Below are 21,309 nucleotides of genomic sequence, written 5' to 3'. Positions count from 1 at the left end.
TTTTACATTAATGAAAAAAATGATTTACTTACTAGCTTTATCAATATCAATGGGTGTTTTTTCGCAAAATTTACCCAAAGGTTTTGTGTATTTGCAAAATGTTGATGCATCTATTCAAAAAGAATTACGATACCTCAGTACTAATAATTTTATAGGCAAACCTATTGATGGTTACATCAACGATTGTATCATAATTTCTAAACCAACTGCCCTAGCCTTAAAAAAAATACAAACAAAACTAAAAAAAGACGGTTTAAGTTTAAAAATTTTTGATGCATACAGGCCTCAACAAGCTGTGAATCATTTTGTAAGGTGGGCAAAGGTAATTAATGATACATTAATGAAAAAACAATATTATCCTAAAGTATCAAAATCACAATTGTTTAATTTAGGATATATAGCCTCAAAATCTGGGCACTCAAGAGGCAGCACAGTAGATGTAACACTTGTAAACCTTAAAACAGGCAAAGAATTAGATATGGGGAGTCCTTATGATTTTTTTGGCACACGCTCTCATCCTTTTTACAGAAAAATATCAGAATCGCAAAAAGAAAACAGAATGTTATTAAGACGAATGATGTTAAAAAACGGATTTAAACCTTATGATAACGAGTGGTGGCATTTTACCTTAAAAGACGAACCGTACCCAAAAACCTATTTCAATTTTCCTGTAAAATAATATTTTAACAAAAACTAAACAAAGTCGTGTAAAATCGGCATTATATTTGTTCTGTAATTGCTAGAAACCATTAATATGAAAACAATTTTTAAATCTTTTCTTTTTATTATTTTATTCTTTTTTTCTTCTGAAATGTTAGCGCAGTTAGACACAAACAACGGCACAGAAAAAAAAGGTAAAGTAAAAGCAATTACCCTAAAAAATGCTAAAGAAGTAAGCAGACCAAATTCTATAGAGTTAAAAGGTTTACAAGGATTTCAAAAAGCCTATGAGGCAGAAAAACAAAAACTACAAAAAAAACAAAAAGAAGACAATTTAAAAAACAAAGGCATACTTACACAGGCTAAACTAAATGAACAACGTTTTTTAAAATCTTTTAAAAAAATAAATGGTCAGTACATTATTCCTAAGATAGATCAAGACTTAGGTAGCTTTAGATCTAATTCTAAAAGTGTAAACATTATATGCAGAGATTATCAATATCCTGATGGAGATAGAGTTACTATTTTTGTAAATGATATTCCAGTAATTTATAACATCACACTACAACAAAACTATCAAAAATTTAATATCCCTCTAAAAGTTGGACTAAATAAAATTGTTATCGAAGCTTTAAATCAAGGAACTTCTGGTCCAAATACAGCAGCTTTTAAAGTTTTTAATGATGAAGGAATGCTCATTTCTTCTAACGAATGGAATTTAGCAACAGGTGCAAAAGCTACATTAATGATTTCTAAAGACAAGTAATTTACTAAGGATATTTACAGATTTCAATAAAACTTAATTTTTATAAGTTTAATTTATAATAATGCAAAATTAACCTGTAAAAACTAGTATTTTTAACAAAATCACATATTTTACAATAATAACACCCTGTATTTTCTAATTATTCTAGAAAACAATTTCATATTTATTTAAATTTTAAAATCACAAGTTTTTTTATTCTTTATAAAACAGTTATTTTTGTATTGATATAATATTAATTTTGGTTAAACGATTAAACAAACAACAATTCATTAAATGAAAAAAATCACCAAAGAAACCTATTTAGATTGGTACAAAGACATGCTTTTTTGGCGCAAGTTCGAAGACAAGTTAGCATCCGTTTACATTCAACAAAAAGTAAGAGGTTTTTTGCACCTTTATAATGGTCAAGAAGCTATTTTAGCAGGTGCTTTACATGCTATGGATTTATCGAAAGATAAAATGATAACTGCTTACAGAAATCACGTTCAGCCAATTGGTATGGGAGAAGATCCTAAACGTGTAATGGCCGAGTTATTTGGTAAAGCTACAGGAACTTCAAAAGGTATGGGAGGATCTATGCACATCTTCTCAAAAGAGTTTCGTTTTTATGGTGGTCATGGAATTGTTGGTGGTCAAATTCCCTTAGGAGCTGGTATTGCTTTTGGAGATAAATATAAAGGAAGCGATGCTGTTACCTTAACTTGTTTTGGTGATGGTGCTGCAAGACAAGGTTCTTTGCACGAAGCATTCAATTTAGCAATGCTTTGGAAATTGCCTGTTATTTTTATTTGTGAAAACAACCAATATGCCATGGGTACATCAGTAGAAAGAACCGCAAATCATTCTGATATTTGGAAATTAGGTTTAGGATACGAAATGCCATGTGGACCAGTAGATGCTATGAACCCTGTAAAAGTTGCAGAAGCTATAGATGAAGCTATTCAAAGAGCAAGACGTGGTGATGGACCTACTTTCTTAGAAATGAAAACCTACAGATATAGGGGGCATTCAATGTCTGATGCTCAACATTATAGAACAAAAGACGAAGTAGAAGATTACAAAAAAATTGACCCAATAACTCAAGTAAAAAATATCATTTTAGAAAAGAGTTACGCTACAGAAGAAGAAATTTCTGTAATTGATAAAGAGGTGAAGTCTATGGTGAAAGAATGCGAAAAATTCGCAGAAGAATCTCCATATCCAGAAACTCAACAATTATATGATATGGTATATGAACAAGAAGATTATCCTTTTATAAGTTAAAAATATGGCTACAGTTATAAACATGCCGCGTTTAAGCGACACAATGGAAGAAGGTGTTGTTGCACAATGGTTGGTAAAAGTTGGAGATAAAATAGAAGAAGGTGATATTTTAGCAGAAATTGAAACCGATAAAGCTACTATGGAATTTGAATCATTTCATGAAGGTACTTTATTACACATTGGTATTCAAGAAGGTGAAACTTCTCCTGTTGATAAATTATTAGCAATTATTGGAGAAGAAGGGGAAGATATTTCTGGATTACTAGAAGAAGGCGAGGCACCAAAAAAAGAAGAAAACAAAGAAGAAGTAAAAGAGGAAGAAACTCCTGATGCTTCTTCGAGCGAAGACACTGTAACAATCCCTGATGGTGTTAATGTGGTTTCAATGCCACGTTTAAGTGATACTATGACAGATGGTACAGTAGCTACCTGGTTAAAAAAAGTGGGTGATAAAGTTGAAGAAGGTGATATTTTAGCTGAAATTGAGACTGATAAAGCAACAATGGAATTTGAGTGTTTTTATGAAGGAACCATTTTACACATCGGTGTTCAAGAAGGTGAAACAGCTCCTGTAGACAGTCTGTTAACTATTATTGGTCCTGAAGGTACTGACGTTTCTGCAATTGTAGCTCAAGGTGGTGCTAGTTCTAACGATTCTTCTGATGCAAAGTCAGAGGCTAAACCTGAAGCTAAAGTTGAAAAAAAAGAAGAAAAACAACCAGTTCAAGAATCAGAAAATTCTTCAAACGCTTCAACAGCTAATAACTCAGGTGGACGAGTTTTTGCCTCACCTTTAGCTAAGAAAATTGCTGCTGACAAAGGCTATAATTTAGCTGATATTTCTGGATCGGGTGAAAATGGAAGAATCATCAAAAAAGATGTTGAAAACTTTACACCTGCTGCTAAGGTTGCTGAAACAAAAGCTGCTCCTGCTGATGCACAGACTTTCGTTGCTGCAGGCGAAGAAAAATCGGAAGAGGTTAAAAACTCTCAAATGCGTAAAGCAATTGCAAAATCTTTAGGGAATTCTAAATTTTCTGCTCCAGATTTCAGTTTAAATATTGAGGTAGATATGGACAATGCAATGGCTTCTAGAAAAACAATCAATGCTATACCAGATACAAAAGTGTCTTTTAATGACATGGTAGTAAAAGCTTGTGCAATGGCATTGCAAAAACATCCGCAAGTAAATACGTCTTGGAATGATAATACCACTATTTATCACAGCCATATTCACGTTGGTGTTGCTGTTGCTGTAGATGATGGTTTATTAGTACCTGTTGTAAAACACACCAATACATTAAGTTTAACACAAATTGGCGCTTCTGTTCGTGATTTGGCAGGTAAAGCTAGAAACAAAAAAATTGCTCCAGCTGAAATGCAAGGAAGTACTTTTACTGTTTCTAACTTAGGAATGTTTGGTATCGATAATTTTACATCAATCATCAATCAGCCTAACTCAGCTATTTTATCTGTAGGTGCTATTGTGCAAAAACCTGTAGTTAAAGATGGTCAAATTGTAGTTGGAAACACTATGAATTTAACATTAACCTGTGACCATAGAACAGTTGATGGTGCTGTAGGAGCTCAATTCTTACAAACATTAAAAACATTTATAGAAAATCCTGTTACAATGCTAGCTTAGTTTTTCTTTAAATTAATTATGCTAAAAACCTAAACGTAATTGTTTAGGTTTTTTTGATTTACAAAAGAATGTTTTTCTTATTGATTTTCTTCAAAAAAAATCAAATAATAATTTCATAAGCTTAAACAAAAAAATCAATCCATAAAAGATTAACTATTTTATTATCTAATTTCAGAGGAAACAAATGAAAACACTTCTCATGATATAATCATATTTTTCTTAATATTCTGCTATATACTAGATAAAGATAGAAAGAACCTTATGGATGAATTAAGGTTTTCGGACTTTAACATTAAAGGAATAATTGACCATATCCTGTTAGATCTTGGTGCGATATTATAAAATAACCAATTTAAAGATGATAAAGTATAACCTAATTAGTTTGTTTAGTGTTAAAGTTCAACAAGCTGATTAAAAATACGTAACAAATCAATACATTAACCATTCGTTACTATATTGATTGCTGCTAAAATATCTCTATAACTTTGCTCAACATTTTTTGTAAATTGAACTTTATCTTTACGCAATATATTCATAGATACACCATCTACAAGAGTTGGATGAAACTCTCTTAAATACTGATCGCTCCATAAACCTAATTCTACAATTAATGGCGTTAATGCCAACCCTTTTTCTGTTAAAAGGTAAATATTTGACTTTTTATTAGTAGGTAGCTTCGTTTTTAAAACAATTCCAAAATCTTCTAACCACTTCAATTTTGTACTCAAAATATTTGTAGCTATTGCTTCATCACTTTCAACAAAACTCTTAAATGTTTGTTTATGTTCGATCAACATCTGTTTAATAATTACCAAAATCCATTTATCTCCAATTACATCTAAAGCAGATGTAAACGGGCAATCGCATCTAAAATTATAATCCATTCTTTTTTTTGAATTGATATACAAATATATCAAAATCTATTTTTACTTGTAAAATGCAATTATTCATTTTTTTACTTGCAAAACAAAAGTAATTATATATATTTGCTTGTATAAAACAAGTAATAATTTTAAATCTTTCTTTTACTTATGAAAAATACAATCTTCATTACCCTTATTGTAAGCCTGTTTTTAAGTTGTACATCAACAAAAACAAATTCTAACTCAACAAAAACAAAAATGACTAAAAAAGAAACTGCTATAGCTTTTGTAAAAGCTGTAACCTCACAAAACGAAGCAAAAGTACGAGCTTTAGCAACTGAAAATTATATTCAACATAATCCTTTTTTACCAACAGGATTGTCTCCTTTTATAGGTCTATTTCCTATATTGAAAGAAAACGGAACAAAAGCTCAAACCATAAGAGCCATTGAAGATGGAAATTTTGTAGTATTACATCAATTTTGGACAGGAGCAAAACCTTTTGGGGCCGAAAAAATGGTTTCTTTTGATATTTTACGTTTTAACGAAAACGGAAAAATAGCAGAACATTGGGATGCCTTACAACCTTTTGTTTCTCAAACTGCCAGTGGAAGATCACAAACTGATGGAGCAACAGATATTACTGATTTAAGCAAAACTGATAAAAATAAAGAAATCGCAGCAGCTATGGTTAGAGATATTTTGATGGGTAAAAATCCAAATAAAATAACAGACTATATCAGTTCTGAAAAATATCATCAGCATAATCCTTCTATAAAAGATGGATTGAGTGGTATTGTTGAGGCAGTAAAATATTTGACCTCTCAAAACAATATGTTCAAGTATACAAAAATCCATAAAGTTTTAGGTGAAGGTAATTTTGTTTTAACAATTAGTGAAGGAGAATGGAGTGGTAAAAAACAGGTTTTCTATGATTTACTTCGTTTTGAAAATGGTAAAGCTGTGGAGCATTGGGATGTAATTCAAGAAATACCAACTGAAAATTTAGCAAATACTAATGGAATGTTCGGATTTTAATTGTTTATAAAAATCCTAAAAACAACAGTTTAACGTGAGTTCTATATAAGGTTTATTTTACTGAAAAACAACAGATTTTCATTTCGAGCATCACTGAGATAAAAATAAATTTTTATAGAAAGTAGCATGAGAAACAGATAGTATAGCCTAGAAACCTCAAATTTAAATTAAGATTTCTCCATTTCAGTCGAAATGAAATTCATCTCAAAGAATAAAAATTATAACATACTAATAATCAGTAGTTTTAAATTAAATTAACTTTAGTTTAAAATAGGTAGTCTTATTTAGGGCTACCTTTTTTGTAATGATCTCTAAAAATCAGTAGCGTGCTAAGTTTTAACATCATTAATGACATTATATGTTATATATTAGCAAAAATTTTTTATTTACGATGACAAAAAACGCATGTACATTACTTTTAGGGCTATTAATAATGGTTGCTTGTAGCCAAGAGAAACCTAAAGACTACCTTACCTTTTCTGGAAAATTAGAAAACAATAAAGATTCCATTTTAGCTATTGCCAATAGACAAGGTATTATTAAAGAAATTAAAATTGGTGCAGAAGGTACTTTTAAAGACACTTTAAAATTAAAAAGTGATAAAGGTGAAATTTACACTCTACAAACTGCTGTAGATAAGGTAGCACCTATTTATTTAAAAAATGGCTTTGATATTACTTTAAATGGTAATTCAGATAATTTTATGGAAAGTTTCAAATATTCTGGAAACGGAGCTTCGAACTCAAATTTTATACTAGCACAAATTAAAAAAGGACAATCTATTGGAAATCCTCAGTTAATTTTAAATCTTGATGAAAAAGCTTTCCGTAAAAAAATAGAGGATTTAAAGACAGATTATGATAGCATTTTAAACGCTTACAACAACTTAGATAGTACTTTATACGCCACTGTAAAACAACAAAATGAGCAGTTGGTTACGTATTTTAACAATGCGTATGAGCAAAGTAAAGTTATGGGTAAAGGAAAACCATCTCCTAAATTTAAAAATTATATAAATATAAAAGGAGGTAAAATGTCTTTAGATGATTTTAAAGGTAAATATGTATATATTGATGTTTGGGCAACTTGGTGTGGGCCTTGTATTCAACAAATACCTTATTTAAAAACTTTAGAAGAAGATTATCACAATAAAAACATTGAATTTGTTAGTATTTCTACTGATGAATCTAGACGAAGTGGTGGTTCTTGGGAAGCTGCTGAACAAAAATGGCGCGATTTTGTAGAAAAACGCAATTTAAGTGGCGTACAATTATGGTCTGGTAAAGATTATTCTTTTCAACAAGCTTACCAGATAAATGCCATACCAAGGTTTATTTTGATAGATCCTGAAGGAAACATTGTAAATGCTAACGCTCCAAGACCTTCAGACCCACAATTAAAATCGTTATTTACGTCTTTAGGAATCTAATTGTATTTTCTATAAATTCTTTTAAAAATAAGGTCTTTAAGTTTAAAAACTTAAAGACCTTATTGGTTTACACAAAAATTTAGATCTAGTTCACAACCAGTAGTACTTAATTATAAATCAAGTTATTTAGTAAAAATCAACTATTGTAAGGTGATTTTTTTGATAAGAAAACCAAATAAATATTATTGTCAAATTTATATTACAAAAAATTTACCAATAGAAACGGAACTCCTAAAAAGCAAAGAAAACTTAAAAATACCACTAAAATTGATATTGCTGCAGAGCCAAAAGCATCTTTAGGATCTTTAAATACTTTATACAGTAAAATTGAAATATAAGCATAAACCAAAAAATTAAAGATGATAATTTCTCTACTATAAACCAATCTTGTTAAAATTGCTAAGATGGTGGCATGTCCTAAGATAAAACAATTGATTGCTAAATGTTCGAAGAAATTATATTTCTTAAAAATTAACTTTGTGAAAATTGAGGTATAAATGGCATAAGTAAACCAAAGAAATTTCATTTTATCTCGAATAAAATACCCCAATTTCATACCCATTTCCTGAGCGTTAAACAGGTCTGTTTTAGAAACTTCTGGTCGTTCTGCTCTTGGCAATATACTGCCAAGAAACAAATAAACGCTTATGGTTATAATTACATAACTTATAGGATTTAAAACTTGGCGTCTTTTTCCATTAACATATTGCAGAATTGTTTTCTTAGGATGAAGTGTTAGGTTTTTAAGATTGTACAACAACCCTTTATCCATATCTAAAAACCCTGAAAATACAGATGTAGTAATAGATTGAAAAGTAATTCTATCTACATCTTTCTTCTCTCCACAAGTTGGACAAAAATGTCCTTCAAATTCGATATTGCAGTTTATGCAAGGCACATTTTACTCTTTATAAACGCCCATATTTGCATATTTTTCCATTCTTTGAAGTACCAAATCTGTTTCATTTAAATCTTTTAATTCAGCAAAGGCATTGATTATTTGGTTTTGAACAGCCTCAAAAGCACCTTGTCTATTAGAGTGTGCTCCACCAACGGGTTCTTTAATAATACCATCTATCAATTTTAGCCTTTTCATATCAGCACCTGTTAATTTTAAAGCTTCTGCAGCTTGTTCTTTAAACTCCCAGCTACGCCATAAAATTGATGAACAAGATTCTGGAGAAATTACAGTATACCAAGTATTTTCCATCATATACACCTTATCTCCTACTCCAATACCTAAAGCACCTCCTGATGCTCCTTCACCAATAACAATAGTAATAATTGGTGTTTTTAGGCGAGTCATTTCTAAAATATTTCTAGCAATAGCTTCTCCTTGGCCACGTTCTTCTGCTTCTAAACCAGGGTATGCTCCAGGTGTATCTAACAAAGTAACCACAGGAATACCAAACTTCTCAGCCATTTTCATTAAGCGTAAGGCTTTTCTGTATCCTTCTGGATTTGCCATCCCGAAATTTCTTAGTTGACGCGTTTTGGTATTGTAGCCTTTTTGTTGCCCAATAAACATAAACGATTGATCACCTATTTTACCTAAACCACCAATCATGGCTTTATCATCTCTAACATTTCTATCTCCATGCAATTCCATAAAAGTATCACCACATATTGCATTGATATAATCTAAAGTATAAGGTCTATTAGGATGTCTTGACAGTTGAACTCTTTGCCAAGGTGTTAAATTTTTATAAATATCTTTTCTAGCCGCAGCTAATTTTCTTTCAATTTTTTTACAAGTTGCTGTAACATCAACATCACTTTCTTCACCAATAACCTGACATTTTTGTAGTTGATCTTGCAACTCTTTTATTGGCATTTCAAAATCTAAATATTCCATAATGTTGTTATTTTGATTCAATTATTTGGATAAGCAAACATACTATAAAAATTACTTTCTTTTACAAAATCAAATTAATTTTTTAGTTTTAAACGTTGCTGAAACTTCTGTTTTATAGCCGATTTATTTTTAAGAATTCCGTTAATTAAAACAACGCCAATAACAATACACGCGCCTAAATAAAATTCTGTATTCATTTTTTCTTTATCTCCAAAAACCAAAATAGCCAGTATAATTGCATAAACAGGTTCTAAATTTACGGTAAGCACTACAGTATAAGGCGATAAGTATTTCATTATTTTAACAGAAGCTATAAACGCATATGCTGTACAAATGCTGCTTAAAATAAATAAATACACCCAGTCCATTTTAGGTAAATCAAAGAAAGATAAAGATAGGGCATTTGTTACCAATAAGTACACAAGCACGAACAAAGTACCAAACAAGAGTTGGTAAAAAGAAATTCTATTTGCGTCGTATTTTTTAACAAACAAACCATTTAAAACAGCAAATAATGAACTTAAAAAAGAAGATATTAGCGCATATAAGATTCCTAAACGGTATTCACTTTCAAAATTAAAAATGATGTATAAACCAGCAATTACCAATACCCCTAATAATATTTCTACTGATTTTATGCTTCTTTTAAAGAAAAGAGGTTCTATTAAAGAGGTAAAAAAAGCGCCTGTACTCATGGTAACTAATGCCACTGAAACATTAGAAACTTTTATGGCTTTAAAAAAGAAAATCCAATGCAATGCAATCACAATTCCTGTAAAAAGAAACTTTAGCATTGCTTTTTTATCAATTTGAAAACTCTTTTTTTTAATTATAAAGTAAATAGCAATAAAGAGCACAGCTAAACCCATTCTAAAAAAAACTAAAGGAATGGCATCTAAAGTAATTAACGCACCTAAAATAGCAGTAAACCCCCAAATAAATACAATTAGGTGCAACAGGGCGTAGTTTTTTAACTTACTTTCTAGCATTTAAATATAAATAAATAGCAACGCAACCAAAAAACATATTTGGCATCCAAACATATAATAGTGAGTTTACGCCAGCAACCGCCCCTAAAACTTCTGAAATTTTTAATAAGAAAACATACATAAACATTAAACCTACCCCAATGGCTAGGTTAACACCTGTACCCCCTCTTCTTTTTCTAAAAGCTAATGCAACTGCAATAATAGTTAAAATATAAGAAGCTATGGGCAAGCTTGTTCTTTTATGAAATTCAACCAAATAGGCATTTAAATTTTTAACACCTCTCTTTTTAGAGACTTCTATAAATTCGTACAATTCATCAGAAGGCATTTCTTGAGATAATGCCGATTTATAAATTAAATCTTTAGGTGTAAAATTAAAAACAGTATCTATTTTATTACCAGAAAAGATGCTATCTCTGTCTTTATAATATTTTCTTAACCTCCAATTTCTTAACGAAAAAGTAGAATCACGATACTGAATATTATCAGCAAATAATTTTGATTTTAATTTTAATCCATCATACAATTCAGAAGTAAAATCATAGCCTCGATTATTTTCTGTATTAAAGTTTCGTATAAAAATATAAGTGCTGTCTGTAAGTTGTAAACTAAAATCATTGATATACTTGAACTCGTATTTTTGCCTGTTATTATTCAAATATTCTTTTTCAAAACCTTTTCTAGTTTTACTGCTTATAGGCACCACAAAATGATTCATAACCAATGACAAAATAGTAATTAAAGTAGCTCCAATAAAATAAGGATATAAAAATCTTGTAAAGGAAACTTTTGCATTGGTAATGGCTATAATTTCTGTATTGTTTGATAGTTTTGAAGTGAATAAAATTACAGCAATAAATAATGCCAAGGGCATAAAAGTATTGGTATAATAAATGATAAAATTCTTATAATATTCATCTACAATTTGATAAAACCCTAAGTCTGCATGCTCTAAAAAGTTATCAATTTTCTCAGAAATATCAATAGCTATAGCAATAGGAATCAAAATTAATAAGGTAAACAAAAATGTTACCAAAAATCGTTTTAATATGTACCAATCTATTATTTTCATAAGAGCCCATCCTAAATCCTTCCCAAAGGGAAGGACTTCTACGAAGTGATTATTTTTAACTTATTTCTTTAATTTTACTTTGAAATTCTTTTTCACGAACTTCCAACTTCCAACTTCTAATGTCTAATGTCTAAAAATTACAAACGCTTATCCATTTGTTTTACCATTTTGTCTTTCCATTCTCTAAAATCTCCAGCTAAAATATGTTTTCTAGCTTCGCGAGTTAGCCACACATAAAACCCTAAATTATGAATTGATGCAATTTGTTTGCCTAACATTTCTTTTGATACAAACAGATGACGTAAATAAGCCTTAGAGTAATACGTATCTACATTGGTAATTGCCATTTCATCAATTGCAGAAAAATCATTTTCCCACTTTTTATTTTTAATATTAATGGTCCCATGTGCTGTAAATAACATTCCGTTTCTGGCATTTCTTGTTGGCATTACACAATCAAACATATCAATACCTAAAGCAATATTTTCTAAAATATTAATTGGAGTACCAACTCCCATTAAATAACGTGGTTTATCTTCTGGTAAAATTTCGGTAACTACTTCTGTCATGGCGTACATTTCTTCTGCTGGTTCACCAACAGAAAGTCCGCCAATAGCATTTGCCTCTGCACCAGCGTTGGCAATATATTCAGCAGATTGTCTTCGTAAATCTTTATACGTACTTCCTTGAACTATTGGAAAAAACGTTTGTTCGTAACCATATTTAAATGGTAAATTTTCTAGATGATTCATACAGCGTTTCAACCATCTATGCGTCATGTGCATAGAACGTTTTGCGTAGTTATAATCACATGGATAAGGTGTGCATTCATCAAATGCCATAATAATATCTGCACCAATGGTTCGTTGAATTTCCATCACATTTTCTGGTGTAAAAAAATGCATAGAACCATCTATATGACTTTTGAATTTTACCCCTTCTTCGTTAATTTTTCTACGACCTGATAAGGAATATACTTGATATCCACCTGAATCTGTTAAAATATTTCTATCCCAATTCATAAACTTATGTAAACCACCAGCTTGTTCTAAAATATCTAATTTGGGTCTTAAATATAGATGATAGGTATTTCCTAAAATAATATCAGGATTTACTTCTGTTTTAAGCTCTGTTTGATGTACACCTTTTACAGTTCCTACAGTTCCTACAGGCATAAAAATGGGTGTTTCAATCACTCCATGATCTGTAGTTATGGTTCCTGCTCTTGCTTTACTTTTAGGGTCTGTTGTTATTAAGTCAAAATTCATTGCTGGCAAAGATACTACTATTTAAGAATTGAAAAATTAAAAGATTCTTAATTTAAGTGGTCTTTTTACATGATTTTTGTAAAGTTTATCTGCGTTTTTTTCTTGATGAGAATCCTGTAGTTTTTCTTTTGTTTTTTGGTGATGATTTTCTGAAAGAAGCACTCTTTTTATTAAAGTTGTTTTTGGCGGGTGCTGGTTTTCTATTTGATTTCTTTTTTTGTGTGGCTTTTGGCTTATTTTCTTTAGCAATGGTAATTGATGCTTCTTCTGTTTTTGAAGATGTAGCAATCATTTTATTAATTTCTTTTAACTCTTCTTGAGTTAATTCTCGCCAATCACCCGCTTTAAGGTTACCTAGCTCAACATTCATAATTCGTGTACGCTTTAATTTAGTAACTTCAAACCCCAAATACTCACACATTCTTCGAATTTGTCGGTTTAAACCCTGAACAAGAATTATTTTAAAAACTTTTTCTGATACTTTTTCAACTTTACATTTTTTGGTAACTGTTCCTAAAATCGGAATTCCACTACTCATTTTTTGAATAAAATGTGTATCAATAGGTTTATTAACTGAAACCACATATTCTTTTTCGTGATTGTTTCCTGCACGTAGAATTTTATTAACAATATCACCATCATTGGTTAAAAAAATTAAACCTTCAGAGGGTTTGTCTAAACGACCAATGGGAAATAATCTTTGTGGATGGTTTACCGCTTTTACAATATTATCTCTTTCTCGAGAATCTGTAGTAGACACAATACCTACAGGCTTATTTAGAGCAATGTATAAGGTTTTTGGTTTGGGTTTTAACGCACGTCCATCAACTTTTACTACATCATTTGTAAACACCCGATTTCCTAATTGTGTTGGTTTTCCGTTGAGGGTTACTCGCCCTTCTACAATGAGTTTTTCAGCTTCTCTACGTGAGCAAATACCAGTAGAACTGATAAATTTATTAAGGTTAACAGAATTTTGATTGTTGTTTTCCAAGAAATAGAATTTTGACAAAAATAATCAATATTTATCTTGCATTGATTTATGTAAAACTAAAAAGTTGACACAGATTTTACCAATTTTCACGAATAATTCAATATAACAAAATACGGATTTGTAAAAATCTGTGAAAATAGTGCCCTTAACACTAAAGTTCTATCGTTCTAAACGTTAAATTAATTCGTGGCGAATTTACTTTTTTTGTGGGTGGCAACCTGTGCAACCAATGGGTTTGAGTTGTTCCTTTCATGACCAATAAACTCCCTCTTTCTAAAAAAACATCAATTCGTTGTTTGTTTTCTTTGTGTTTAAAAGAAAATTTACGGGCTGCACCTAAAGATAATGATGCAATTGCCCCGTTTTTTTTCAACATTTTTTCTCCATCTGAATGATAAGCCATTCCTTCATCCCCTGAATGATAGAGATTCAGTAAACACGAATTGTACGTTTCACCACTTTCTTTTTCAACGATTTCTTTAAGTGCTAACAACTCTTTTGTCCAGATGTTAGCCGTTTTTGTCACTTTAGAGTAGGTGTAGGAATATTCAGCATCACCATACCAAGCCACTTTTCTTTTGGTGATGATTTTTTTTCCAAAAATAATCGCTTCATCATTTTTCCAGTTGATGGTTGTGAACAATTGTTGATAGTAAAAATCACATTGTTGTTGGTCTAAAACAATTCCATGGTAATTTGTAATACCATCAAATGGTAAAATGTTTGTTATTGTATCCGAAGAAAATAAATCCATAACACAAAATTAGGCAAAAATATTTGAGAGATTTCTGGACTGCGCTCTAAATACCGTTTATTTATATCATAATGTATTTTAAAAATCTGAAACAAGTCGTATTTTTACCAAATGGAATTTAAATTGGTATCAGCATTTGCTCCTACAGGAGATCAACCAGAAGCTATTAGACAACTTGCAGAAGGCGTTATTTCTGGCGAAAAGTTTCAAACTTTATTAGGTGTTACTGGTTCAGGGAAAACTTTTACAGTGGCTAATTTGGTAAAAGAAGTCAAAAAACCTACGCTAGTTTTAGCACATAACAAAACCCTAGCAGCGCAATTGTATGCTGAGTTTAAGCAGTTTTTTCCAGAAAATGCGGTAGAATATTTTGTTTCCTACTACGATTACTATCAACCAGAAGCCTACATTCCTGTTACTGGAACGTATATCGAAAAAGATTTATCCATCAATGAAGATATTGAGCGTTTACGACTAAGTACCACCTCTTCTTTACTTTCTGGTAGACGAGATGTTTTGGTTGTAGCCTCTGTATCGTGTTTGTATGGTATTGGAAATCCTACTGAATTTAAGAAAAACGTAATTCCCATTCATAGAGATCAACAGATTTCAAGAACTAAATTCTTGCATCAATTGGTGCAAAGTTTGTATTCTAGAACCGAAGTTGAAATAAAAAGTGGAACCTTTAAAGTAAAAGGTGATGTGGTAACCATTTATCCTTCTTATGGTGATAATGGGTATCGTGTGCATTTTTTTGGTGATGAAATTGAAGAAATTGAAGCTTTCGATTTAGAAAACAATTCCGTTATTGAGCAGTTTGAACACTTAACCATTTATCCTGCAAACTTGTTTGTTACCTCTCCTGATGTGTTGCAAAATGCCATTCATCAAATACAAGAAGACATGGTGAAACAGGTAGATTATTTTAAAGAAATTGGCAAACATCTTGAAGCTAAACGACTGCAAGAACGCACTGAATTCGATTTAGAAATGATTCGTGAATTGGGGTATTGTTCTGGTATTGAGAACTATTCTCGTTATTTAGATGGTCGAGAACCTGGCACAAGACCTTTCTGTTTGTTAGATTATTTTCCTGATGATTATTTAATGGTGATTGACGAAAGCCACGTAACTGTACCACAAACCCATGCCATGTATGGAGGTGACAGAAGTAGAAAAGAAAACTTAGTAGAATATGGTTTTCGGTTGCCTGCAGCTATGGACAATCGTCCTTTAAAGTTTGAAGAATTTGAAGCCATTCAAAACCAGACCATTTTTGTTTCTGCAACACCAGCAGATTACGAATTGCAAAAAACAGAAGGTGTTTTTGTTGAGCAAATTATTCGTCCTACAGGATTATTAGATCCACCAATTGAAGTACGCCCAAGCCTGAATCAAATTGATGATTTGATTGAAGAAATACAAATTAGAGTAGAAAAAGACGAACGTACATTGGTTACTACCTTAACCAAAAGAATGGCAGAAGAATTGACCAAATATTTAACACGAGTGGATATTCGTTGTAGGTACATTCATTCTGATGTAGATACCTTAGAACGTGTAGAAATTATGCAAGATTTGCGTAAAGGACTCTTTGATGTTTTAATTGGTGTAAATCTTTTACGAGAAGGTTTAGATTTACCAGAAGTTTCTTTAGTCGCTATTTTAGATGCTGATAAAGAAGGTTTTTTACGTAATAACAAATCGTTAACGCAAACTGTGGGTAGAGCTGCACGTAACGTAAATGGTTTGGCTATTATGTATGCTGATAAAATAACAGATAGTATGCAAAGAACCATTGATGAAACCGATAGAAGAAGAGAAATTCAAATTGCTTACAACACCAAACACAATAAAGTACCTACTCAAATCAACAAAAAAATTGAAGATACGTTAACCAAGTCAGCAGTATCAAGTTATCATTACGACAACGCAAAACAAGTAGCAGCAGAACAAGAGTTACAGTATTTGCCAAAAGAAGAAATAGAAAAACGAATTAGAGAAAAACGCAAGTTAATGGAAAAAGCGGCTAAAGAATTAGACTTTATTATTGCTGCTAAATTACGTGATGAAATTAAGGTGTTAAAAGAGCAAGTATAGCCTTAAAAAAATTATAAAACAAGTATCACTTGTTTGAAGCCTTACAAAATTGTAAGTTTGCACTATGAAAATAAGGATACATCAGGTTCGTAACTTTAGAATATTCAACTTTAATTTTTTAGTTTTTAGAAATCAATCTAAAAAATTCATACCTCCTCACCCTCTCTTTTAAAGAAATTAGAGAACCTAACTTTCTCTTTTATAATTTCTACTATAGTTTTTCGGTTTTTAAAAAAAACACACAAGCTTTAAAGCATATCACCTTGTCATCTTTTTTGATGATAAAAATCAATTTACAATAATGATTATCAACACCTTTGATGCATTCACAAGGATGTCATTTTTACATATTAATGGCATTACCAAATTCTTACACCAACACTTAAATGAACCTAAAGACCCTAAAAGTGCCATAAGAAAATCGCTTTTATATGCCGCAAAAGAAATTCCTAGCTTAGGAGGCTATGTATTTGTTATGGAAGAAAAAGAGCAAATACTTGGTGCATTAGTAATTAATAAAACAGGTATGAGTGAGTACCAATCCGAAAATCTTTTGGTGTACTTAGTGGTGCATAAAGACTTTAGAAATAAAGGAATAGCTACAAAATTATTACAAGAAGCCATTGGTTATTGCAATGGCAACATTACTATTAACATAAAAAAAGAAAATAATGCAATTGGCTTGTTCAAAAAAATAGGTTTTACAGACCACAAAGTACAAATGACTTTGAATAAACAATAATCATTGCATAACAGAACATAAATATTAATATTCATAAACACTAAATAAAATAAGATGAAAATTTTAGTAATCGGTGCTGGTAATATGGGGTTAACCTATGCAGAAGGCATGTCTAAATCTAAATTATTAAAGAAGAAAAACATTATGGTTTTAGACAATTCTGAAGAAAAATTAGAAGAACTCAATGAGATTTCTCATTTTGATGCTTTTAAAGAACTTGGAGAATGTGTGCCAAAAGCAGACATTATTTTTATAGCCGTAAAACCATACCATGCCGAAAACTTGTTTAAAGCATTAAAGCCTTTTACAAAACCAGGGCAAGTATTGGTATCAATAATGGCTGGTATTAATATCGATAATATTAAAAAATATTCTGGTTTGGCAAAAATTGTTAGAGCCATGCCAAATTTACCCGCACAAATTGGTAAAGGTTTAACCTCTTACGTAACCTCGCCTGAAGTTTCTAGGTTAGAAAAATTAACCGTTGAAAGCCTCTTAGATACTACAGGAAAATCAATGGAAGTAAGTAACGAAAAATTGATTGATGCTTCAACCGGAATTTCGGGTAGTGGTCCTGCTTATGTGTTCTACTTTATGCAAAGTATGATGGAAGCCGCACTTAAAATGGGCTTTTCTAAACAAGATTCAACTGTATTGGTAAGTCAAACTTTTACGGGTGCTGTAGAGCTCTTTAATCAATCTAACCTATCCCCGAATTCTTGGATGGAAAAAGTAGCTTCTAAAGGAGGTACAACACGTGCTGCACTAGATTCTATGGAAGATAATAATGTAAACGAATTGATAAAAGAAGCTGCTTTTGCTGCTTTTAACAGAGCTGTAGAATTAGGTAAAGAACATTAAAATGTATAAAGAAAGAATTGTAATTAAAGTAGGCACCAATGTAATGACCAACAGAGATAACAGAATTGTTAGACCTGTTTTAAGACGCTTGGTACAACAAGTGGCAGAATTATATGAAAGAGGTATTATGACTATTCTTGTTTCATCTGGATCTGTAATTGCTGGTAAAGAGGTGTTAGGAGAATCTAAAATTGAAAACGAAACACAAAAACGTCAAGTATATTCTGCTATTGGGCAACCAAGAATGATGCGTAAATACTACAATCTTTTTAATGATTTTGGCATGAAATGCGCACAAGTACTACCTACTAAAAGAGATTTTAGTCCTGGTGTGCACAGACAAAATATGATTAATTGTTGCGAAGGTTTAATGGCAGAAGGGGTTGTACCAATAGCCAATGAAGATGATGCTGTTTCTGTAACCATGTCTATGTTTTCTGATAATGACGAGTTGGCAAGTTTAATTGCACAATTAATGAATGCAGATAAACTCATTATTTTAACAGATATCGACGGTTTGTACACAGGGCATCCAGATGCAAAGAGTAGTGATTTAATAGCTAACGTAAACCCAGATGACGATTTAGACAAGTACATCAAAGACAGCAACAAAAAACCTGGCGAAGGTAGAGGTGGCATGGGTTCTAAACTAGATTATGCTCAAGAAGCAGCAGCAAACAACATCCCTACTTTTATTGCAAATGGTAAAAGAGACAATACCATTATTGATATTATTGACGGTAAATCTGTAGGAACAAAAGTGGCACTTTAAAATTTAAATGATGAAATTACTAAACATAACAACAAAAAATAACGTATTAGAAAGTATGGCAACCCTTCTAGATGAACATCGAGAAGCCATACTGGCTGCCAATAAAAAAGATTTAGACGCATTTCAGAAAGAAGATCAAGCCATGTTTGATCGTTTGATTGTAAACCATCAAAAAATTGATGGAATGATCCAAGCCATTAATGAAGTTAAAGCGCAAGAAGACCCAGTAAATCAAATTATTAGTCATAAAGATTTAGACAACGGATTACAAGTAACCAACAAAACTGCGCCTTTTGGAACCATCATGATTATTTACGAATCAAGACCAGATGTAACCATAGAGGCTGCTGTTTTAGCGTTTAAAGCCAACAATAAAATCTTGTTAAAAGGAGGTAAAGAAGCTATAAATAGTAATCTTATTTTGGTTGATTTATGGCACAAAGCCTTAACCGAAAATAATTTAAGTACAGAGTATATTAAGTTGATGCAATTAAACAGAACAGAAACGCAAGCTTTTCTAAAAAACCCTTCAGAACCTTTAGATTTAATTGTACCAAGAGGTGGAGAACGTTTAATTAACTTTGTAAAAGAGCATGCCAACTGTGCGGTTTTAATAAGTGGTAGAGGTAATAATTTTTTATATGTTGATGCGCATGCAGACTGGCAAAAAACACTTGCTGTAATCATTAATGCAAAAACCGATAAAATATCGGCTTGTAATGCTTTAGATAAAATCCTGATCAACAAAAACATCGAAAATTTCGAATTAAAAGTAAAAGAACTTCAAACGGTTTTAACAGAAAAAAAGGTTACTATTTTAGTTGATGAGGACATTCAAAAGGTTTTAGCAAATCAACCATTAATTACAGACGCAACGATTTGGCAACAAGAATTTTTAGAGTTAAAGTGCTGTATGGGTGCTGTTGATAATGTAGCGCAAGCCATAACCATGATTAATAAATTTTCTGGAGGGCATTCTGCCTCAATAATGACCACAAATACAGAAAATGCCAATAATTTTATGGAGCAAGTAGATTGTGCTGCTGTTTACAAAAACGCTTCTACGCGTTTTACAGATGGTGGTCAATTAGGTGTAGGTGCAGAGTTGGCAATAAGTACAGACAAATTACATCATAGAGGGCCTTTAGGCTTAAAAGAGCTGGTTACCAACAAATATTATATTATTGGTGAAGGGCATATACGCAACTAAAGCGTTAAACGCCTTATAGAATAAGAGGGGAAACACAAATTTGAATAGCGCAACCAAACTATTGTAGCCTTTGTTTTTTTATAATTGCAATACTGTTGCACAAAGTCTGTACAAGGTATTCGATTTTAAAATTACAAGCGGAATTCAAAGCTATTCACTTGTACTCCCCTCTTTTTATAAAACACAGCCTGCTATTCAGGTATCTTTTTATTTTAAAAAATTGATAATTCTACAAAACAATGCCTTGGGTACTTGCTTTTTATGCTGTACCTTTAATTCTTCTGCTATACTATATTTTGTAGCGCACTTGGTTACAATATTAAAATAAACTACAACTTTTATAAATTTATACTACAATATTTATAAATTTATACTAGTATTTTTATCTATTTATACTAGTATTTTTACAAAATAGAAACGGATGCGCTACACAATAGTAAGGCTTCTAAGATAAAATAGTAAAGGTATGGAGTATAAAAATATCTGTTTAGAAACTCTATAGTAATCATAGTAAGATACTTACTTAAAAGAAATTATTTTCCAATGGGTTAATAATAAAAAGAATTTACCTTTACTCAACACCACACCACCTAAATAAATTAATCGAAATTTTTAGATAGAAATACAAAATCTATAGTTAAATTTGGACAATTATTGTCCTGAATATAATTTCAGGAAAAACAATACAAAATGAATACGAAACAGTCGTTTGGAGAGTACTTACGGAAATTAAGGGAAGATCAAAATCTTCCGATACGAAAAGTTGCATCAAAACTGGATATTGACCCATCAACATTGGGAAAAATTGAACGCGGAGAAAGAAGCGCTAATAAAGAAATGCTTCCAATATTAGCGGAATTATTCGGAATAGAGGAAAAAAATCTTGGACTTATACTTTTTAGCGACAAAGTAGCTTATCAAATTATCGAAGAAGAAAATACCAACGAAATTTTAAAAGTCGCAGAACAAAAAATTAAATATTTAAAAAATAAGAATCTTAAACAAGGTTCATTGGACTTAAAATAAAT

Annotated in this window: 20 protein-coding genes; 12 read left to right on the top strand and 8 right to left on the bottom strand. The window is 31.2% G+C overall.

The window, feature by feature from the left end:
• Positions 1-10: 10 nt before the first annotated feature.
• The 4 genes from ACW9UN_RS11200 (at position 11) to ACW9UN_RS11185 (ending at position 4,334) form a co-directional block, all read left to right on the top strand.
• Complete coding sequence (locus ACW9UN_RS11200) at positions 11-679, top strand: M15 family metallopeptidase (RefSeq protein ID WP_459486358.1); 669 nt, start codon at positions 11-13, stop codon at positions 677-679.
• Between the two features lie 75 nt (positions 680-754).
• Positions 755-1,426, top strand: coding sequence for a hypothetical protein (locus tag ACW9UN_RS11195; RefSeq protein WP_459486356.1), 672 nt, complete (start codon positions 755-757; stop codon positions 1,424-1,426).
• 273 nt (positions 1,427-1,699) lie between these two features.
• The gene (gene pdhA / locus ACW9UN_RS11190) at positions 1,700-2,689 is read left to right on the top strand and encodes a pyruvate dehydrogenase (acetyl-transferring) E1 component subunit alpha (protein ID WP_459486355.1); all 990 of its coding nucleotides are present in this window, start codon (positions 1,700-1,702) and stop codon (positions 2,687-2,689) included.
• A gap of 4 nt (positions 2,690-2,693) precedes the next feature.
• Entirely contained in the window at positions 2,694-4,334 is a 1,641-nt protein-coding gene (locus tag ACW9UN_RS11185) for a dihydrolipoyl dehydrogenase family protein (RefSeq protein ID WP_459486354.1), read from the top strand.
• Between the two features lie 437 nt (positions 4,335-4,771).
• Here ACW9UN_RS11185 and ACW9UN_RS11180 read toward each other — a convergent pair whose 3' ends face one another.
• Entirely contained in the window at positions 4,772-5,218 is a 447-nt protein-coding gene (locus ACW9UN_RS11180; RefSeq protein ID WP_459486353.1) for a winged helix-turn-helix transcriptional regulator, read from the bottom strand.
• A 237-nt stretch (positions 5,219-5,455) separates the two neighbouring features.
• On the opposite strand from ACW9UN_RS11180, the gene ACW9UN_RS11175 reads away from it, so the two are divergent.
• Both ACW9UN_RS11175 and ACW9UN_RS11170 read left to right on the top strand, forming a co-directional pair.
• Positions 5,456-6,235 carry a nuclear transport factor 2 family protein gene (locus ACW9UN_RS11175; RefSeq protein ID WP_459486352.1) on the top strand — a complete coding sequence of 260 codons (780 nt, stop codon included), beginning with the start codon at positions 5,456-5,458 and terminating at the stop codon, positions 6,233-6,235.
• Between the two features lie 391 nt (positions 6,236-6,626).
• A complete protein-coding gene (locus ACW9UN_RS11170; protein ID WP_459486350.1) occupies positions 6,627-7,664 on the top strand; it encodes a TlpA family protein disulfide reductase in 1,038 nt (345 codons plus the stop codon).
• A 199-nt stretch (positions 7,665-7,863) separates the two neighbouring features.
• Here the strand turns inward: ACW9UN_RS11170 and ACW9UN_RS11165 are convergent, their stop codons facing one another.
• The 7 genes from ACW9UN_RS11165 to ACW9UN_RS11135 all read right to left on the bottom strand — a co-directional run bounded on the left by ACW9UN_RS11165 (position 7,864) and on the right by ACW9UN_RS11135 (position 14,596).
• Entirely contained in the window at positions 7,864-8,562 is a 699-nt protein-coding gene (locus ACW9UN_RS11165) for a DUF3667 domain-containing protein (protein ID WP_459486349.1), read from the bottom strand.
• A 3-nt stretch (positions 8,563-8,565) separates the two neighbouring features.
• Positions 8,566-9,519: an acetyl-CoA carboxylase carboxyltransferase subunit alpha gene (locus ACW9UN_RS11160; RefSeq protein WP_459486347.1), complete on the bottom strand. Its 954-nt coding sequence runs from the start codon at positions 9,517-9,519 to the stop codon at positions 8,566-8,568.
• Between the two features lie 74 nt (positions 9,520-9,593).
• Complete coding sequence (locus ACW9UN_RS11155) at positions 9,594-10,508, bottom strand: DMT family transporter (RefSeq protein ID WP_459486346.1); 915 nt, start codon at positions 10,506-10,508, stop codon at positions 9,594-9,596.
• The gene (locus tag ACW9UN_RS11150) at positions 10,495-11,580 is read right to left on the bottom strand and encodes an LptF/LptG family permease (protein WP_459486344.1); all 1,086 of its coding nucleotides are present in this window, start codon (positions 11,578-11,580) and stop codon (positions 10,495-10,497) included. Before ACW9UN_RS11150 ends, ACW9UN_RS11155 begins: the two co-directional genes overlap by 14 nt.
• A gap of 137 nt (positions 11,581-11,717) precedes the next feature.
• The gene (gene tgt, locus ACW9UN_RS11145; protein ID WP_459486342.1) at positions 11,718-12,848 is read right to left on the bottom strand and encodes a tRNA guanosine(34) transglycosylase Tgt; all 1,131 of its coding nucleotides are present in this window, start codon (positions 12,846-12,848) and stop codon (positions 11,718-11,720) included.
• Between the two features lie 85 nt (positions 12,849-12,933).
• A complete protein-coding gene (gene rluF, locus ACW9UN_RS11140; protein WP_459486341.1) occupies positions 12,934-13,842 on the bottom strand; it encodes a 23S rRNA pseudouridine(2604) synthase RluF in 909 nt (302 codons plus the stop codon).
• 151 nt (positions 13,843-13,993) lie between these two features.
• Positions 13,994-14,596: an alpha-ketoglutarate-dependent dioxygenase AlkB family protein gene (locus ACW9UN_RS11135; protein WP_459486340.1), complete on the bottom strand. Its 603-nt coding sequence runs from the start codon at positions 14,594-14,596 to the stop codon at positions 13,994-13,996.
• A gap of 111 nt (positions 14,597-14,707) precedes the next feature.
• Between ACW9UN_RS11135 and uvrB the strand changes: the two genes are divergently transcribed.
• The 6 genes from uvrB to ACW9UN_RS11105 all read left to right on the top strand — a co-directional run bounded on the left by uvrB (position 14,708) and on the right by ACW9UN_RS11105 (position 21,307).
• Complete coding sequence (gene uvrB / locus ACW9UN_RS11130; RefSeq protein ID WP_459486339.1) at positions 14,708-16,696, top strand: excinuclease ABC subunit UvrB; 1,989 nt, start codon at positions 14,708-14,710, stop codon at positions 16,694-16,696.
• A 301-nt stretch (positions 16,697-16,997) separates the two neighbouring features.
• On the top strand, positions 16,998-17,438 hold the full coding sequence (locus ACW9UN_RS11125) for a GNAT family N-acetyltransferase (protein ID WP_459486338.1): 441 nt from the start codon (positions 16,998-17,000) through the stop codon (positions 17,436-17,438).
• A 54-nt stretch (positions 17,439-17,492) separates the two neighbouring features.
• A complete protein-coding gene (gene proC, locus ACW9UN_RS11120; RefSeq protein ID WP_459486337.1) occupies positions 17,493-18,299 on the top strand; it encodes a pyrroline-5-carboxylate reductase in 807 nt (268 codons plus the stop codon).
• A 1-nt stretch (position 18,300) separates the two neighbouring features.
• Positions 18,301-19,071 carry a glutamate 5-kinase gene (proB, locus tag ACW9UN_RS11115; protein WP_459486336.1) on the top strand — a complete coding sequence of 257 codons (771 nt, stop codon included), beginning with the start codon at positions 18,301-18,303 and terminating at the stop codon, positions 19,069-19,071.
• Between the two features lie 10 nt (positions 19,072-19,081).
• Positions 19,082-20,281 carry a glutamate-5-semialdehyde dehydrogenase gene (locus ACW9UN_RS11110; protein ID WP_459486445.1) on the top strand — a complete coding sequence of 400 codons (1,200 nt, stop codon included), beginning with the start codon at positions 19,082-19,084 and terminating at the stop codon, positions 20,279-20,281.
• A gap of 690 nt (positions 20,282-20,971) precedes the next feature.
• Positions 20,972-21,307: a helix-turn-helix domain-containing protein gene (locus ACW9UN_RS11105; RefSeq protein WP_459486335.1), complete on the top strand. Its 336-nt coding sequence runs from the start codon at positions 20,972-20,974 to the stop codon at positions 21,305-21,307.
• Positions 21,308-21,309: the final 2 nt, after the last annotated feature.

This window comes from Polaribacter litoreus (assembly GCF_054584775.1).
This window is presented reverse-complemented; position numbering and strand designations above follow the sequence as displayed.